We start from the raw sequence: 14,722 nt of genomic DNA, 5'->3' as shown, positions 1-14,722 counted from the left end.
GCACCGGTCTCGCCCGACCGGCCCGGGCCTCTTCGATCCACGGGCCGACGGACCGGGCCGGCCCTGCCCGGGCGCGGACCGGGCCGCTTCCGTCACACCTGGAGCGGGTTGTACCGCGTCGACGCCATCAGGTACCAGGCGGTCGCGCCCGTGTGCCGGTACGGGTAGTAGCCGAAGCCGAATCCGGTGTCGAGCGGACTGCTCGCCGACACCACCCCGCACCGCTCGGGCAGCGCCCTGCCGCCGACCGTCTGGCCCCCGCCCAGCAGGTCCTGGGCCTTCTCGGTCGAGGTGATCAGCCGCCGGGCGCGCGTCTCGTCACCGCGTGCCCCGCGGTCCCGCAGGGCCAGGGCCAGGTGGGCGGTCCCCTCGAACCACACGCCGTTGCGGTCGGGCCGGGGCTGCCCGGACGCGATGGGCGCGTCCTCGTTCGCCAGCAGGCTCGCCGAACTGAAGGTCACGCCCTCGTACGACTGCCCCGCGGGCACCGTGCTGTTGGTGCGTCCGGAGTGGTCCAGGACGGCCAGCTCCGCCCCCGCCCAGTCCAGGGAGCGCGAGTGGCGCCCGGAGCCGAGCGCCAGGTGGGTCCAGGTCTGGGTGTCCTCCGGGACCGGGGACCTGTTGACCGTCTCCCCGTCGTTGGTGCCCGTGTAGAAGAAGCCCCCGGACGGCTCCCACATCCGCCGGACGAACGCCTCGGCCCGGCCCCGCCGCTCCCGCCACACCCGGTCGCCGGTGAGCCGGGCCAGCCGGCCGAACAGGCAGACCAGGTCGGTGTTGTGCTCGGTGGAGGTGAAGGGCAGCTTCTGGTTCGCCCCGTCCACCCCGAACTTGTAGCCGCCCAGCGGTTCGTCGGTGCGGCCGGTCCGCTCGATCCACTCGCCGATGCGCACGGCCGCCGTGAGGTAGCGGCGGCCCCCGGTGCGCCGGGCGAGGGCGCTGAGCGCGATGCCGGCCCAGGCCATGTCGCCCACGGCGGTGCCCGTGAAGCCGAACTGGGTGCCGACGTTGGCCGTGCCGTCGGCCCGGACGAACCCGTCGGGCTGCGGCGTGCCGTCGTAGAAGGTGTACGGGCCGGTGTTGTACGCCTGCCGCAGCCTGCCGTCGTCGTACCCCGGGTCGTGCAGCTGGGCGTACAGCAGGGCGTCGCCCAGGATCCGGGCGCGGGTCAGTCCGTCCCGGGTCCGGGTGGCCAGGTGGGCCAGGACCGCCAGGGCGTTGTCGTAGGTGAAGGCCGTGCTGAACAGCCCGGCCTGGTCGGTGTAGCTCTGGGTGAGGCGCACGGCGCCGTGGTCGGGGTAGGCGTCCATTGCGGCGGCGAGGAAGGCGTGTCCCCGGACCGGGGCCGGCGCGTTGCGTGTTCCGGGGGGACCGGCCGCCAGGGCCTGCCCCTGGCCGGCGGCGGTCAGGGCCGCGGCGCCGAGGCCGAGTCCGGCGCCGATGAGCGAACGCCGACCGAGGGCCGGGCCTTGTCTGCCAGTCATGGAACTCCCCTTGAGAGCGCTCTCAAAATGTCGCCGCCATTGTGCTGGCGGCGGGGAGACGGGTCAACGCCCTGTGCCGGACGGAAAATTCAGCAGGAGGCGGGGGTCACTCGCAGACGATCTCGTCGCGCGGTGCGTAGTGGGTGCGGTACGGCTCGCGGCCCACTTCCCGGCCGTCGTCGCGGAAGACGCGCTCCACCGTGACGTCGAACCCTTCCAGCGGGGTCTGCGGCACGCACTCCTTGTCGTGGCTCACGTGCCTGCCCGGCTTCTTCACCGCCGTGCGCGGACCCGTGACGGAGGTGACCTCGTCGTACTTGCGGGTGCCGAGGAAGCTGACGGTCACGGACGTGTCCGTCGACTCGGCCCGGATGTAGAGGGCCTTGCCCGAGTCGTTGGTGAACCGCAGGTCCAGGCTGCCCCAGGCCACCGTCGCCTCGCGGCCCTCCGGGTAGCGCTCGATGTAGAACGAGTGCGCGCCGTGCTCCACCGGCTTCACGCCGGCGAAGAACAGCGCGTTGTAGACCGTGGTCGCCACGGACGAGACACCGCCGCCGGCCGCCTTGGTGTACTTGTCGTTCAGGATGATGACCCCGTCGACGAAACCGTTGGCCTCGGTGCGTTCCCCCACCGTCCGGTTGAAGCTCCAGGTCTCGCCGGGCCGGACGAGCGAGCCGTTGATCAGTTCCACGGCCCGGCCGATGTTCTTCGTGCGGTACTCGGCCGGCTCGAAGTGGACGGTGAAGGAGGACATCGTCTGCGTCAGTCCCAGCTCCGCGGCGTTCTCCCGGGTCAGCTCGGGCCGGGAGGTGCGGACCTCCACCGTGCCCGCGCGGCCCTCGCCCGACGCGGTGAGCAGCGGCAGCACCGCCTTGCCCAGTGCCTTGTCCGTGACCTCACGACCGAGCGTGGCGTCCTTGGCGATCACCGCCTTGTCGCCGTCGGGGCGCAGTTCGGCATCGGCGGCGGTCGTGGTGATCCGGTCCAGCGGGCGCGCCACCGAGGGGTCCTCGCGCAGGCCCTTCGTGTCGAGCCGGGGCTGGAGCCGGCCGCTGTCGTCCGGCCGCATGGCCAGGTGCTCGCCCAGGACCTTCTGGGGGACCGTGAACCGCTCGCCGGCCGCGGTGAGTGTGACGGGCGCCGACATGGCGGGCTCAGCGAAGGCGCGCACCGCACGGCGTACCTCGTCCGCCCCGACCTCGGGCCGGGTCTCCCGGGCGGGCAGGGCGGTGGGCGTACGGGTGTCGCCCCGCAGGAAGGAGGCGCGCAGGGCGCCGACCGCGGCGTCCACGTCGAGGGCGTACCCGGTGCGCGGTGCGACCTGCGCGACCCGGCCGCCGTCGAAGCCGACGGCACCCTCACGGACCTTCTGGTCGAGCCCCTCGGCCAGCTGTCCGAGGGCGGCCCGGGTCCGGCTCTCGTCGACGCGCACGGCCGGTTCGATGTCGCCGCCCGAGCGGAAGAGTCCCCGGAACACGCTGACCGGGTCGGTGCCGCTGCGGGAGGCCCGGTCGACGGTCTCCTCGATGTCCCAGGAGAGTCCGGCGCGCTCCGGATCGACCGTCCCCGTGCGGTCGCCGACCTTCACGGGCAGGTCCCGGGTCCCGGCGGCGCCGAGGTGCCGTTCCAGGGTGCGCACCGCCTCCGCACGGCTGAGCCCTCCGATGTCCACGCCGCGCACGGTCGTGCCCGAGTCGATCTCCCCGCCCGTGACCACCAGCCCGGTCAGGTAGAGGCCGCCGACGCCCAGGGCCAGCGTGCCACCGGCCAGGGCGAGGGACGGGGCGGAGGCTATTCGAGGGCGCATGGTTCTCCAGACGATCGGTAGGAAGGCGCACCCGGTGACGCGACGCTGCTGCGGGCAAACGACTCAAACGTACCCACACACCAGCGGTGGAACGGTATGGCGTAGACCACTTATGTCCGAGATCATTCCGAGAAGGTCCCGGTCCTCCGGCTCGGGCGGCCCGGCCACAGACTGGTAACGGCGAACAACTGTCCGGTACTCGGTGCCGTCTAGACCGGCATGAAGATCTCATTTCTGATCCACAACGCCTATGGGATCGGAGGGACGATCACCACCACGTTCAACCTGGCGGCCGCGCTGACCGAGCGGCACGACGTGGAGGTGGTCTCCGTGTTACGCCACCGGGACCGCCCCCATCTGACCCCGCACCCGGCCGTCCGGCTGCGGGCGCTGGTCGACCTGCGCACGGAGGCGGACCATCCGCTGCACCGCAAGCCCGCACGGGTGTACCCGGCCGCCGAGTACCGCCACCGCCAGTACAGCGAGCTCACCGACCAGCGCATCGGCGAGCACCTCGCCGCGCTCGACGCCGACGTCGTCATCGGCACCCGCCCGGGGCTCAACGTGCACATCGCCCGCCAGGCGCCGCGGCACGTGCTGCGCGTCGGCCAGGAGCACCTCACTCTCGACAACCACTCGCCGCGCCTGCGCACCGCCCTGCGGCGCGCCTACCGCCGGCTCGACGTGATCACCACCGTCACCGAAGCGGACGCCGAGGCGTACCGGCGCACGATGTGGCTGCCCGGCGTCCATGTGGAGGCACTGCCCAACAGCGTCCCGGACCCCGTGCTGCCACCGGCCGACGGCACCGCCCGCATCGTCGCCGCGGCGGGGCGGCTCGTCCCGGTGAAGCGCTACGACCTGCTCATCGAGGCCTTCGCGCAGGTAGCCGCCGTGCATCCCGACTGGCAGCTGCGCATCTACGGCAAGGGCGAGGAGCAGCCCCGGCTGCGCGAGCTCATCGAGCGGCTCGGTGTGTGGAACAACGTGTTCCTGATGGGCGCCGCCACGCCCATGGAGGCCGAGTGGGCCAAGGCGTCCATCGGGGCGGCCGCCTCGAACTTCGAGCCGTTCGGCATGACCATCGTCGAGGCGATGCGCTGCGGGCTCCCCGTGGTCAGCACCGACTGCCCCTACGGGCCCGGCGAGATCATCGCGGACGGCGCCGACGGCCGCCTGGTCCCGGTCGGCGACCGTGACGCGCTGGCCGCGGCCCTGCTGGAACTGGTCGGCGACGACGAACTGCGCCGCCGTATGAGCCGCACCGCGCTGGAGAACTCCCGCCGCTTCGCCCCGGGTCCCGTCGTCGCCCAGGCCGAGCGCCTCCTGGAGAACGCCGCGGCGGCGAGAAAGGCGGCCGGGCGGCCCGCACCGCCGCGCCGCCCGGCGGGCAGCGCCCTGACCGGCCGTGCGCACGCGGCCCGGGACGCGGCCCGCGCCGCCGCGTCGGGCGTCCTGCGCGCGGTCCGGAAGGCGAGCCGATGAGCGAGGTCGCGGGTGGGGCGGGCTTCGAGGGACCGCCGATGAACGCGTCGGCACGCGGGGCACGTACGGCAACTACGACGGACACATCGGGCGGGACCGCCGGATCGGTCGCGGCAGGGGCGAAGGACGCGGCAGGCGCGGTGGCCAGGGCCGCAACGGCCGGAACGGCAGGAGCAGAGGGCGGAGCAGGAATGACCGGCACGGCGGGCGGAGCGGGCACGACCGACACGGCAGGGACGGCGGGTGAGGCGCACACGGACATGGCCGGCACGGCAGGTACGGCGGGCGGAGCGGGCACGGCGAGTGCGGTGGGCGGCGGTTCGCGGGACTCCGGAGCGCGAGCCGACTGCACGGTCGACGCGGACGGCCGGATCACCTTCCGTCTCCCGCCCACCCCGGCCACCCGCCCCCGGCTGCTGCTCCGGCTGCGCCCCCGGAAAGGGCGGCCGGAGACGGACAGCCGCCTCCTCGACCTGGAGCCCGACGGGCCCGGCCACCACCTGAGCGCCCGGCTGGAGACCCGGCCGTTCCTCGCCGAGGGGCGCTGGGACGCGTACCTGGTGCCCGCGCCGGACGCCGGACCGCAGCGGCTCCGCCCCGGCCTGCGGGACCTGCGCGCCCTGGTGGACGGCCACCTCCACGACCGCACCTCGCCGGTCGCCGTCCGGATCCCCTACGCGACGAAGGACGGCTTCCTGGCCCTCAGGACGTGGCTGCGCACCGCCCACGCGGAAGCCGGCGCGGTGGACGTCACCGACGGGGCGATCACGGTCGCGGCCCGGCTGCACGGCGCGGAACTCGCCGCGGACGCCGTCGTGCAGCTGCGCCTGCGCGGTACCGGCACGGTGCGCACGCTCCGCCCGCGGATCGACGACGACGGCAGGAACTTCTCCTTCAGCACCGGCACCGCCATCGGCGGGGCGGCCGACGCCGGCGGGGGAGCGGACCGGGTCTGGGACGCCTTCGTGCGGCCCACGGCCGACGCCGCTCCGGTCCGGGTCGCCCGGCTGCTCGACGATGTCGCCGACCGCAAGCACGTGCACGTCTACCCGGCGCTCCCCACCGAGGGTCTCCTCCTGCGTCCCTACTACACGGTCGACAACGACTTCTCGATCTCGGTGTCCCGGGAATCGTGAAATGCCGGAAATCAAGACGAGGCATTTCGCATGGTCATTTCGCTCCCGTGCGGCGGAAACGATGTGTGGGTTCTGTGCAAAAGCGGCGCGGAATTGCAGGTACGGGCCCGTTTTCAACACCCGTGACGGGGAAGGGGACTTGCGGTCATAACCGATCTCACGTACCTAGATGAATCATGAACCTGTTCAACCGCGTCGCGCCGGCCCGCCGTCAGGCACCGGCCGTCCCCTCACATCGCCCCGGCGGCACGGCAGCCGTGCATCCGGCCCCCCACCTGGCGGATCTCACCGGTGAATGGGTCGTCGACCCCGCCCACAGCAGGATCGGCTTCTCGGTACGGCACGCCATGGTGACGACCGTGCGCGGCTGTTTCCTGGAGTACGAGAGCCGGCTCTACTTCGACGCGGAGGACCCCACCCGATCCCGGGCCGACGTCACCCTGTTCACGTCCAGTGTGGACACGGGGGTGGAGCAGCGCGACGCCCACCTGGTGGGCCGGGATTTCCTCGACGCCGCGACGTATCCCCGGATGCGTTTCACCAGCACGTCGGTGGAACAGGCCGGTGCCGATCTCTTTCACATGGCCGGAGAACTGACCATCCGGGGTATTTCCCGGCCGGTCGTGCTGGACATGACCTACATCGGGAAGGTCACCGACCCGTTCGGCTACGACCGGGCCGGTTTCGACGGGACCACGACCATCAACCGCTCGGACTGGGGCCTGACGTACAACAGCAGGCTCGCCGAGGGGGGCGCGATGGTGAGCGAGAAGGTGCGGCTGCAGTTCGACATCGCCGCCATCCGCACGGGCCCGACCGCAGGCTGAGACGTCGGCCGAGGACGGATCCGGGTCCGGCGGCCGCGCAGGACGTCAGCGCGGTCCGTCGTCCCCGGTCACCACGTGGAACGTGGCCGGGCCGACCGTGAGGACCCCGTCGCTGAGCGGGGTGCAGCGCACACCGCCCCGGCCGCGCAGGGCCCGCTGCGCGCCGGGCCCGACGGTCACGTCCATCCACGCGCAGGGCCGGGCCGGCCGCTTCACCGCGAACAGCACCGGCCCTGTGCCGCAGTCGAGGGAGATCGTCGAGCCCACGAAGGCGTCGATGTCCACGCCCCTCAGCAGGACGTTGCGCCGGGTGTGCCGCAGGTCGGCGCCCTCCGGGAGGTGCTCGGCGGCCATGAGGGTCACCGCCGCGTTCCGGTGTGCGGGCCGGGCGTAGTAGCGGTCGCCGACCAGCCCGAGCCCGCTCCGCACCTCGACGCCGGTGACGCGTTCGTCGCCGGGTCCGGGCGAGGGGCCGTCCGACGGCCGCCCGGCCAGCCGGTGCGCGGGCGACACCAGCAGCTGCACGACCTCCACCTCGCTCATGGCGCCAGCGTACGTCCCCGTGACCGACCCCTGTCGGGGGCCCGACGGGCGGATGCCCCGGGGCGACGCGGGCCCGGAACCGTGCGGGCGGGGGCGGCCGGCCCGTCACTCGTCCTGCCGGCGCACCGCCGTACCTCCCGGCTCCGCCCGGGTACGGCCGTCCGCCGGGTCGCCCGCGGTGAGATGGCCCAGGACTTCGACCAGCTCCTGGCAGGCGCGCTCGACCGACCGGCGGGTCTGGATCTGCTCGGAGATCACCGCGGACAGGAGGAGCGCGGTCAGCGCCATCGCCCCGTTGAACGTCTGCAGCTTGAGCATCACCTCCACGCGGTTCAGCCGCTCGAACGGCCCGATGTGGTCGGTCGCCGCCACGGTCGCCAGGACCGAGGCGAACAGCGCGCACAGCATGCTGCCCGCCAGCTGGAACCGCAGCGCCGTCCAGATCAGCAGCGGGTAGACGAGGTACAGCACGCTGACCGAGCTGCGCGCGGCCACCGGGAGCAGGCAGCAGGCGACGACCGTCAGCCCCAGGGCCTCCTTCCAGCGCCGCAGCGGCAGCGGGCGCCGTACGCGGGCCAGCAGGAGCAGGACCGGCGTGACGAGCAGGACACCCATCGCGTCCCCCACCCACCAGGCCAGCCACACCGGCCAGAAGCCCTCCCACGCGAGCCGACCGGTGGCGACCAGGGTGGCCGCGCCGGTGGTCGCACTGATCAGCATGGCGGTGAACGCGCCCAGGAACACCAGGGCGAGCCCGTCCCGCAGCCGCGCGAGATCGGTGCGGAAACCGGCCCGGCGCAGCAGGAGGTACCCGACGACGGGTGCGCCCGTGTTGCCCGCCAGGATGGCCAGCACCGACGGGCTCAGGGAGGTGAGGGACAGCACGACGAAGAGGGCGCCCAGGGTGATCCCCGGCCAGCAGCGCAGCCCGAGCAGCAGCAGACAGGCGACCGCCACACCCGTGGGCGGCCAGATCGGGCTGACGACCGCGCCCTCGACGACCAGTTCCCGCAGCAGGCCCAGCCGGGCCGAGGCGTAGTAGCAGGCGGCGACGGCCAGCGTCCGCAGAACGACGACGGCCGGCCGGCGCAGATCCTGGCTACCCACCACAGCAGCCATGAGACACCGGGACCGCCGCCTCGGCGAGACGGGGGCGGACGCCCTGCGGCCCTATGGCTGAGCGTCCGGCCCGTCGAGGCCCACCACGAGGACCGCGGCGTCGTCGTCGTGTCCCACGCGCTCGGCCCCCTCGATCACCGCCGCGGCGAGCGCGTCCACGCCCGTGCCCGCCGCGGCCGCTTCGCCGGCGAGCCGGGTCACCCGGTCGAGGCCCTCGTCCAGGGGCATCGAGGGACCCTCCACCACCCCGTCCGTCAGCAGCACGAACACACCGCCCGCCGCCACCTCGTAGCGCGTCACCGGATAGGGCACGCCCGCCTGCACCCCGAGGGGAGGCCCGCCCGCGTCCTCGGCGACGCCGCACGCGCCGTCGGATCCGGCCCAGACGCACGGCAGGTGTCCCGCCCGCGCGCTCTCCACCACACCGGCGCACGGGTCCAGGCGCATGAACGTGCACGTCGCGAACAGGTCGGTGCCCAGCGACAGCAGCAGGTCGTTGGTCCGGGCGAGCAGTTCCCCCGGCTCGCCGGTGACGGAGGCCAGGGCCCGCAGCCCCGCCCGCACCTGCCCCATGAACGCGGCCGCCTCGATGTTGTGGCCCTGTACGTCGCCGATGGACAGGCCGATCCGGCCGTCGGCCAGGGTGAAGGCGTCGTACCAGTCGCCGCCGACGTTCAGCCCGTGGCAGGCGGGGGTGTAGCGCACCGCCAGGTGCAGCCGCCGGACCGTCGGCAGGTCCCGGGGGAGCATGCCGCGCTGCAACGCGATCGCCAGTTCCACCTGCGACCGCTGCACCTCGGCCTGGGCGCGCGCCTGGGCCGTCAGGGCACCGAGCCGGGCCAGCAGCTCGTCGCCGTCGTCGGTCGTGCCGGTGCGGAACATGGATCACTCCGGCGAGGATGGCCACGGTGAGTGACGGCCCGCACGGGCCACAACACCGCAGATGCGTCCATAAGGGTCTACGAGCGTCCCCAAGATGCTACTCACTGCGGGACGACCCGACGACTCAGCGCTCCCCGCCGGACGTCCGGCCCGCGTCCCGTCCGGCACGCCGCCCGGTCGCCGCCAGCACGAACGTCACGCTGATCAGCAGCGCCCAGGCACCGAACTTCTCCACCCCGACCGGCTCCCAGCCGTGCTGCTGGTACGGGTAGCGCCACGCCCCGGCCAGGGTGGCCAGGTTCTCCGCCACCCACAGGAAGAAGCCGATCAGCACGAACGACAGCGCGAGCGGCATCCGCCAGCGCACACCCCGGACCGTGAACCGCACCGACGTGCCCAGGGTGACGGCCAGCAGCAGCCCGGCCAGGGCCCAGCGCACGTCCGGCAGCCAGTGGTGGCTGAAGAAGTTGACGTAGATGCCCAGCGCCACGACGGCCGTCGCCCGCGGGCGGTAGCGCACGAGCTCCAGGTCGAACAGGTGCCACGCCCGGCACAGGTAACTGCCGACGGCCGCGTACAGGAACCCGCCGTACAGCGGCACCCCGGCGAACTTCAGCACCGCCGGCTCCGGATAGCTCCACGACCCGAGGGACACCTTCACCAGTTCGAAGGCCAGCCCGATGACATGGCAGGCCGCGATCACGGCGATGTCCCGGCCGGTCTCCCACCCGCGCGCCCAGAACACCAGCGTGAGCAGCACCCCGTACACCACGAGCAGGTCGTAGCGCGCCACGGGCAGGTCGGGCAGCAGCGTGGACACCGCCACGCCCGACAGCAGCGCGATGGCGAAGGCGCAGGCGCGCGTCTGCGTCCAGGCGAAGTCGAGCAACTGGCGGACCGGTGCGGCCGGCAGGCCGGTGCGGGGTGCAGGGATCATGGTGCCCGGTAGGACGGTTCCGTCCCGCCTGCCGGTTGCAGGGCCTCTCACAGGCCGGTGAGAGCGTGCAGGAGCAGGTAGAGCAGTGCGGCCGGGATGCCCGCACCGGGGAAGGTGAGGAGCCAGGCGGTGCCGATGGAGCGGGCGACCTGCCACCGCACGGCCGAGGCGCGCCGGGTGGCCCCGGCGCCCAGGATCGCCGCCGTGATGGTCTGCGTCGTCGAGATGGGGGCCTTCACCACGAAGGCGGTGACGTAGAGCACGGACGCGGCGGCGGTCTCGGCCGCGAAGCCGCGCGGCGGGTCGAGGTGCACGATGCGCCGCCCCAGGGTGGTGATGATGCGCCGCCCGCCGCTGTACGTCCCGGCGGCCATCGCGGCCGCCACGGCCGCGATCACCCACACCGGCACCGAGAAGCCGTCCTGCCAGCCGGCCGTCACGAGGGCCAGCACGATGACCCCCATGGTCTTCTGCGCGTCCTGCAGCCCGTGCCCCAGGCCCATCGCCGCGGCGGAGACGGTCTGCGCGGCACGGAAGCGCCGTGTCGTGCGCCGCGGGTCGGCGCGGCGGAACACCCACAGGATCGCCGCGTGCAGCCCGTACCCCAGCGCGACCCCGACCAGCGGCGACAGCAGCATCGGCAGGACGACCTTGTCCACGATGCCGGACCAGTGCACCGTGGCGGACGCGGCGAGCGCGGCTCCGACCAGACCGCCGATGAGCGCGTGCGAGGAGGAGGTCGGCAGCCCCCGCCACCAGGTGAAGACGTTCCAGGCGATGGCCCCCAGGAGCGCGCACAGCACCAGCAGCAGTCCCGAGGTCCCCTCGGGGGCGCCGATGATGCCGCTCCCCACGGTCTGGGCCACCTCGGTGCCCAGGAAGGCGCCGCAGAAGTTCATCACCGCGGCCATGGCCAGCGCCACGCGCGGGCTGAGCGCCCTGGTGGAGATGGAGGTGGCGATCGCGTTCGCGGCGTCGTGGAAGCCGTTGGTGAAGTCGAACGTGAGCCCCACGACGATGATCAGCACGACCAGAGTGAGCTCCATGCGCCGGTCACCTTCCGCCAGGAGGCCGCACCCCTCCATCGTGCGCCCCCGCCGGGGAGCGGGCCGCGCCACCAGGGCCTGTCGTGAGGATCATGACGCAGACGCGGCGTTCACAGGTGCTGCCGACGCCCTGCGGCAAGATCCGAACGACAGGCCCTAGGCCACCCGGGGAGGCCGGTGGGCCGGGAACCCGGAGTCGTGGATCATCCGATCTACGGTGTCCTGGTGCGATCTGTTCCTCTGTGGGCCCTGCTCTCCTCGGGGTGCGCGCCCGTCGCCCTGATCCTGGGCTGGCTGGTGGCGGCGTCGTTGCAGGGCTCCGCCTACGACCCGATCGCCCAGACCATCAGCGTCCTGGCGGCACCGGGCACATCGGGGTCCTGGATCATGACGGCCGCGTTCGTGGTCCTGGGCGTCTGCCACCTGCTGACCGCCTGGGGGCTGCGTCCCGCCGCCGCGGCCGGGAGGATCGCCCTCGCGGGCGGCGGTGTAGCGGCCCTGGCGGTGGCCCTGTTCCCGACGCCGAGCAGCGGCGGCTCCCTGCGGCACGGTTCGGTGGCCGCGGTCGGTTTCGTCCTCCTGGCGGTTTGGCCCGTCCTGGCCGCCCGGTCCGGCCGGGGCGCCCCGTGGGCCCTGCGGCCCGTCCCGTCGCTCGGGGCGACGGCGGTGATGGCGCTGGGTGCGGGCTGGTTCCTGCTGGAGATCCACCAGCAGGGCGCGATGGGGGTGGCCGAGCGAGCCGTCACCACCCTCCAGTCGGTCTGGCCCTTCGTGGTCGTGCTGTCCTGCCTGCGCCCGTCGGTCCGGCCCCGGAACCGCCGGGCCGACGGCGCCGCGGACCGGCGCCTCGACACCCGCTGACCGCCTCGTCGCGCCCAGCCGCTCGCCGGGACCGGCCGCCGCGCCGCCGGGGCGGCGATCGCGGGGTGCCGCCGCGTGCCCCTGCAGCGGACCGCCGACGGAATCACCGCGTCCAAGTGATTGACAGGTACGTACCAACGCGCGACTCTCAGGTCTGAGAGCGCTCTCAGACCCCTTCCGGATCAGCCATCCGTCGAACGGAGGCAGAGCATGTTGCGCACCCTAGGACGCCGCGCCGCCGCCATCGCGCTGACAGTCGGCACGGTGTTCGCCGGCTCGGTGCTCGCGCCCGGTGCCGGCACCCCCGCGCACGCGGCCGTCCCGGCCACGATCCCACTCAAGATCACCAACAACTCGTCCCGCGGCGAGCAGGTGTACGTCTACAACCTCGGCACCGAACTCTCGACCGGCCGGCAGGGCTGGGCCGACGCGAACGGCACCTTCCACCCCTGGCCCGCGGGCGGCAACCCGCCCACGCCCGCACCCGACGCCTCGATCCCCGGCCCCGCGGCAGGCCAGTCGACAACGATCCGCATGCCGAAGTTCTCCGGCCGCGTCTACTTCTCCTACGGCCAGAAACTCGTCTTCAAGCTCACCACCGGCGGTCTCGTCCAGCCCGCCGTCCAGAATCCGGCCGACCCCAACCGCACCATCCTGTTCAACTGGTCGGAGTACACGCTCAACGACGCGGGCCTGTGGATCAACAGCACGCAGGTCGACATGTTCTCGGCACCGTACGCGGTGGGTGTGCAGCGGGCCGACGGCAGCACCGCCACCACGGGCCGGCTCAAGCCCGGCGGCTACACCGGGTTCTTCAACGCCCTGCGCGGACAGCCCGGCGGCTGGGCCAACCTGATCCAGACCCGCTCCGACGGCACCGTGCTGCGCGCCCTCTCCCCGCTGTACGGCCTGGAGACCGGGGCACTGCCCGCCTCCGTCATGGACGACTACATCAACCGCGTCTGGCAGAAGTACTCCACCTCCACGCTCACGGTCACCCCGTTCGCCGACCAGCCGGGCACCAAGTACTACGGCCGGGTCTCCGGCGGCGTCATGAACTTCACCAACAGCGCCGGCGCGGTGGTCACCAGCTTCCAGAAGCCCGACGCCTCCTCGGTCTTCGGCTGCCACCGGCGGCTCGACGCCCCCAACGACCAGGTGCGCGGCCCCATCTCCCGCACCCTGTGCGCCGGCTTCAACCGCTCCACCCTGCTGGTCAACCCCAACCAGCCCGACACCGGCGCCGGGAGCTTCTACCAGGACAACGTCACCAACCACTACGCCCGCAAGATCCACGCCCAGATGGCCGACGGCAAGGCGTACGCGTTCGCCTTCGACGACGTGGGCCACCACGAGTCCCTCGTGCACGACGGCAGTCCGCGCCAGGCCTACCTCACCCTCGACCCGTTCAGCTGACCCGCCCGCCCGGCGTGCGCCCCACTCCCGCCGCGCCCGGGACGACCGGACTCCGCCCCGGAGACCCGCGGGGCGTAACCCGCCCGACCGGGGGCACGAGAACAGCGAAGGGCCCGCCGTCCTCCCCCCGACGGCGGGCCCCTTCCGTGCCCGGGCGCGGCGCGCCCGGCCTCAGGGAGAGAGCCCCCCGTCGCCCCGGCCTGCCGCGGCGCGGCTGCGGAACGTGCGGCGGTAGGCGTCGGGTGCCACGCCCACCGTGCGGTGGAAGTGCCGCCGCAGGGTCGTGGCCGTACCCATGCCGGTGGCCGCGGCGACGGCGTCGACGGTCCGGTCCGTGGTCTCCAGCAACTCCTGGGCCCGGCGGATGCGTTGGGTGAGCAGCCACCGCAACGGCGTGGTGCCCGTCACCGCCCTGAAGTGCCGGCCCAGGTTGCGGGAGCTCATACCGGCCCGGCGGGCCATGTCCTCCACCGTGATCGGCTGGTCCAGCCGCCGGGCCGCCCAGGGCAGGAGGCCGGACAGCGGATGGCCGTCCGGCTCGGGGACCGGCGTGGTGACGAACTGCGCCTGCCCGCCGTCCCGGTGCGGCGGGACGACCAGGCGGCGGGCGAGCGTGTTGGCGACAGAGGAGCCGTGGTCGAGCCGGACCAGGTGCAGACACAGGTCCATCGCGGCGGCCTTGCCCGCGGAGGTCAGCACGCTGCCCTCGTCCACGTACAGCACGTCCGGGTCGACCCTCACCCGCGGGTGGCGCAGGGCCAGTTCCCGGGTGTGCGCCCAGTGGGTGGTCGCCCGCCGGCCGTCCAGCAGGCCCGCCGCGGCCAGCACGAAGGCACCCGTGCACAGCGAGGCGACCCGTGCCCCCGCCGCATGGGCGGTGCGCACCGCCTCGACCAGCTCGGCCGGCGGCTCCCGGTCGACGTCGGCCCACCCCGGCACGATCACCGTGTCGGCGCGCGCCAGCCGGTCGAGCCCGGCGTCGGGATCCAGGCGGAAGCGGCCGGCCCGCACGGCACGCGGACCGCAGATCCGCAACCGGTACCAGGAGCCGTCGGCATCGGTACCGCTTCCGCCGAAGACCTCGCAGGCCAGGGCCAGTTCGAAGTGCAGCATGCCGTCGGTGACGGCCAGCGCGACGGTGGTGGTCATGTCCGAAAGTGTATGGGGAGTGTCGTTCCG

13 protein-coding genes are annotated in these 14,722 nt (G+C 73.3%); 5 read left to right on the top strand and 8 right to left on the bottom strand.

Annotation, left to right across the window (positions count from 1 at the left end):
* Positions 1-92 precede the first annotated feature (92 nt).
* Together ACFYWG_RS02950 and ACFYWG_RS02945 are read right to left on the bottom strand one after the other, a co-directional pair.
* Entirely contained in the window at positions 93-1,484 is a 1,392-nt protein-coding gene (locus ACFYWG_RS02950; protein WP_389198887.1) for a Tat pathway signal sequence domain protein, read from the bottom strand.
* Positions 1,485-1,590: 106 nt separating this feature from the next.
* Entirely contained in the window at positions 1,591-3,291 is a 1,701-nt protein-coding gene (locus ACFYWG_RS02945) for a VanW family protein (protein WP_389198885.1), read from the bottom strand.
* Positions 3,292-3,510: 219 nt separating this feature from the next.
* Between ACFYWG_RS02945 and ACFYWG_RS02940 the strand changes: the two genes are divergently transcribed.
* From ACFYWG_RS02940 to ACFYWG_RS02930, 3 genes are all read left to right on the top strand, one after another.
* Positions 3,511-4,776, top strand: a complete 1,266-nt coding sequence (locus ACFYWG_RS02940) for a glycosyltransferase family 4 protein (protein ID WP_389198883.1) — start codon at positions 3,511-3,513, stop codon at positions 4,774-4,776.
* Positions 4,777-4,967: 191 nt separating this feature from the next.
* Positions 4,968-5,912 carry a transferase gene (locus ACFYWG_RS02935; RefSeq protein WP_389198881.1) on the top strand — a complete coding sequence of 315 codons (945 nt, stop codon included), beginning with the start codon at positions 4,968-4,970 and terminating at the stop codon, positions 5,910-5,912.
* A 176-nt stretch (positions 5,913-6,088) separates the two neighbouring features.
* Complete coding sequence (locus ACFYWG_RS02930) at positions 6,089-6,739, top strand: YceI family protein (RefSeq protein ID WP_389198879.1); 651 nt, start codon at positions 6,089-6,091, stop codon at positions 6,737-6,739.
* A gap of 45 nt (positions 6,740-6,784) precedes the next feature.
* Here the strand turns inward: ACFYWG_RS02930 and ACFYWG_RS02925 are convergent, their stop codons facing one another.
* The 5 genes from ACFYWG_RS02925 to ACFYWG_RS02905 form a co-directional block, all read right to left on the bottom strand.
* Positions 6,785-7,282 carry a molybdenum cofactor biosysynthesis protein gene (locus ACFYWG_RS02925; protein ID WP_383506932.1) on the bottom strand — a complete coding sequence of 166 codons (498 nt, stop codon included), beginning with the start codon at positions 7,280-7,282 and terminating at the stop codon, positions 6,785-6,787.
* Between the two features lie 105 nt (positions 7,283-7,387).
* On the bottom strand, positions 7,388-8,401 hold the full coding sequence (locus ACFYWG_RS02920; RefSeq protein WP_383506928.1) for an MASE1 domain-containing protein: 1,014 nt from the start codon (positions 8,399-8,401) through the stop codon (positions 7,388-7,390).
* Positions 8,402-8,452: 51 nt separating this feature from the next.
* The gene (locus tag ACFYWG_RS02915) at positions 8,453-9,283 is read right to left on the bottom strand and encodes a PP2C family protein-serine/threonine phosphatase (RefSeq protein WP_383506925.1); all 831 of its coding nucleotides are present in this window, start codon (positions 9,281-9,283) and stop codon (positions 8,453-8,455) included.
* A 124-nt stretch (positions 9,284-9,407) separates the two neighbouring features.
* Positions 9,408-10,220: a DUF817 domain-containing protein gene (locus ACFYWG_RS02910; RefSeq protein WP_389198875.1), complete on the bottom strand. Its 813-nt coding sequence runs from the start codon at positions 10,218-10,220 to the stop codon at positions 9,408-9,410.
* 47 nt (positions 10,221-10,267) lie between these two features.
* Positions 10,268-11,266, bottom strand: a complete 999-nt coding sequence (locus ACFYWG_RS02905) for an anion permease (protein ID WP_385413999.1) — start codon at positions 11,264-11,266, stop codon at positions 10,268-10,270.
* Positions 11,267-11,491: 225 nt separating this feature from the next.
* Here ACFYWG_RS02905 and ACFYWG_RS02900 point away from each other — a divergent pair, with 225 nt between their 5' ends.
* Both ACFYWG_RS02900 and ACFYWG_RS02895 read left to right on the top strand, forming a co-directional pair.
* Positions 11,492-12,127: a DUF998 domain-containing protein gene (locus ACFYWG_RS02900; RefSeq protein ID WP_383506917.1), complete on the top strand. Its 636-nt coding sequence runs from the start codon at positions 11,492-11,494 to the stop codon at positions 12,125-12,127.
* A gap of 210 nt (positions 12,128-12,337) precedes the next feature.
* Entirely contained in the window at positions 12,338-13,543 is a 1,206-nt protein-coding gene (locus ACFYWG_RS02895) for a glycoside hydrolase family 64 protein (protein ID WP_383506915.1), read from the top strand.
* A gap of 171 nt (positions 13,544-13,714) precedes the next feature.
* On the opposite strand, the gene ACFYWG_RS02890 is transcribed toward ACFYWG_RS02895, so the two are convergent.
* Positions 13,715-14,692 carry a helix-turn-helix domain-containing protein gene (locus ACFYWG_RS02890; RefSeq protein WP_376331100.1) on the bottom strand — a complete coding sequence of 326 codons (978 nt, stop codon included), beginning with the start codon at positions 14,690-14,692 and terminating at the stop codon, positions 13,715-13,717.
* Positions 14,693-14,722: the final 30 nt, after the last annotated feature.

Origin of the sequence: Streptomyces sp. NPDC003456 (assembly GCF_042878735.1) — a bacterium.
In the GTDB taxonomy this organism is placed as follows: domain Bacteria; phylum Actinomycetota; class Actinomycetes; order Streptomycetales; family Streptomycetaceae; genus Streptomyces.
Note: the sequence above shows the minus strand (reverse complement) of the source record. Positions and strands in the feature narration are given on the sequence as shown.

Coding starts and splice junctions, on each gene's coding strand:
- ACFYWG_RS02950 (WP_389198887.1), bottom strand. CDS start 1,484: ATGACTGGCAGACAAGGCCCGGCCCTCGGTCGGCGTTCGCTCATCGGC.
- ACFYWG_RS02925 (WP_383506932.1), bottom strand. CDS start 7,282: ATGAGCGAGGTGGAGGTCGTGCAGCTGCTGGTGTCGCCCGCGCACCGG.
- ACFYWG_RS02910 (WP_389198875.1), bottom strand. CDS start 10,220: ATGATCCCTGCACCCCGCACCGGCCTGCCGGCCGCACCGGTCCGCCAG.
- ACFYWG_RS02915 (WP_383506925.1), bottom strand. CDS start 9,283: ATGTTCCGCACCGGCACGACCGACGACGGCGACGAGCTGCTGGCCCGG.
- ACFYWG_RS02905 (WP_385413999.1), bottom strand. CDS start 11,266: ATGGAGCTCACTCTGGTCGTGCTGATCATCGTCGTGGGGCTCACGTTC.
- ACFYWG_RS02940 (WP_389198883.1), top strand. CDS start 3,511: ATGAAGATCTCATTTCTGATCCACAACGCCTATGGGATCGGAGGGACG.
- ACFYWG_RS02920 (WP_383506928.1), bottom strand. CDS start 8,401: ATGGCTGCTGTGGTGGGTAGCCAGGATCTGCGCCGGCCGGCCGTCGTC.
- ACFYWG_RS02930 (WP_389198879.1), top strand. CDS start 6,089: ATGAACCTGTTCAACCGCGTCGCGCCGGCCCGCCGTCAGGCACCGGCC.
- ACFYWG_RS02890 (WP_376331100.1), bottom strand. CDS start 14,692: ATGACCACCACCGTCGCGCTGGCCGTCACCGACGGCATGCTGCACTTC.
- ACFYWG_RS02935 (WP_389198881.1), top strand. CDS start 4,968: ATGACCGGCACGGCGGGCGGAGCGGGCACGACCGACACGGCAGGGACG.
- ACFYWG_RS02895 (WP_383506915.1), top strand. CDS start 12,338: ATGTTGCGCACCCTAGGACGCCGCGCCGCCGCCATCGCGCTGACAGTC.
- ACFYWG_RS02945 (WP_389198885.1), bottom strand. CDS start 3,291: ATGCGCCCTCGAATAGCCTCCGCCCCGTCCCTCGCCCTGGCCGGTGGC.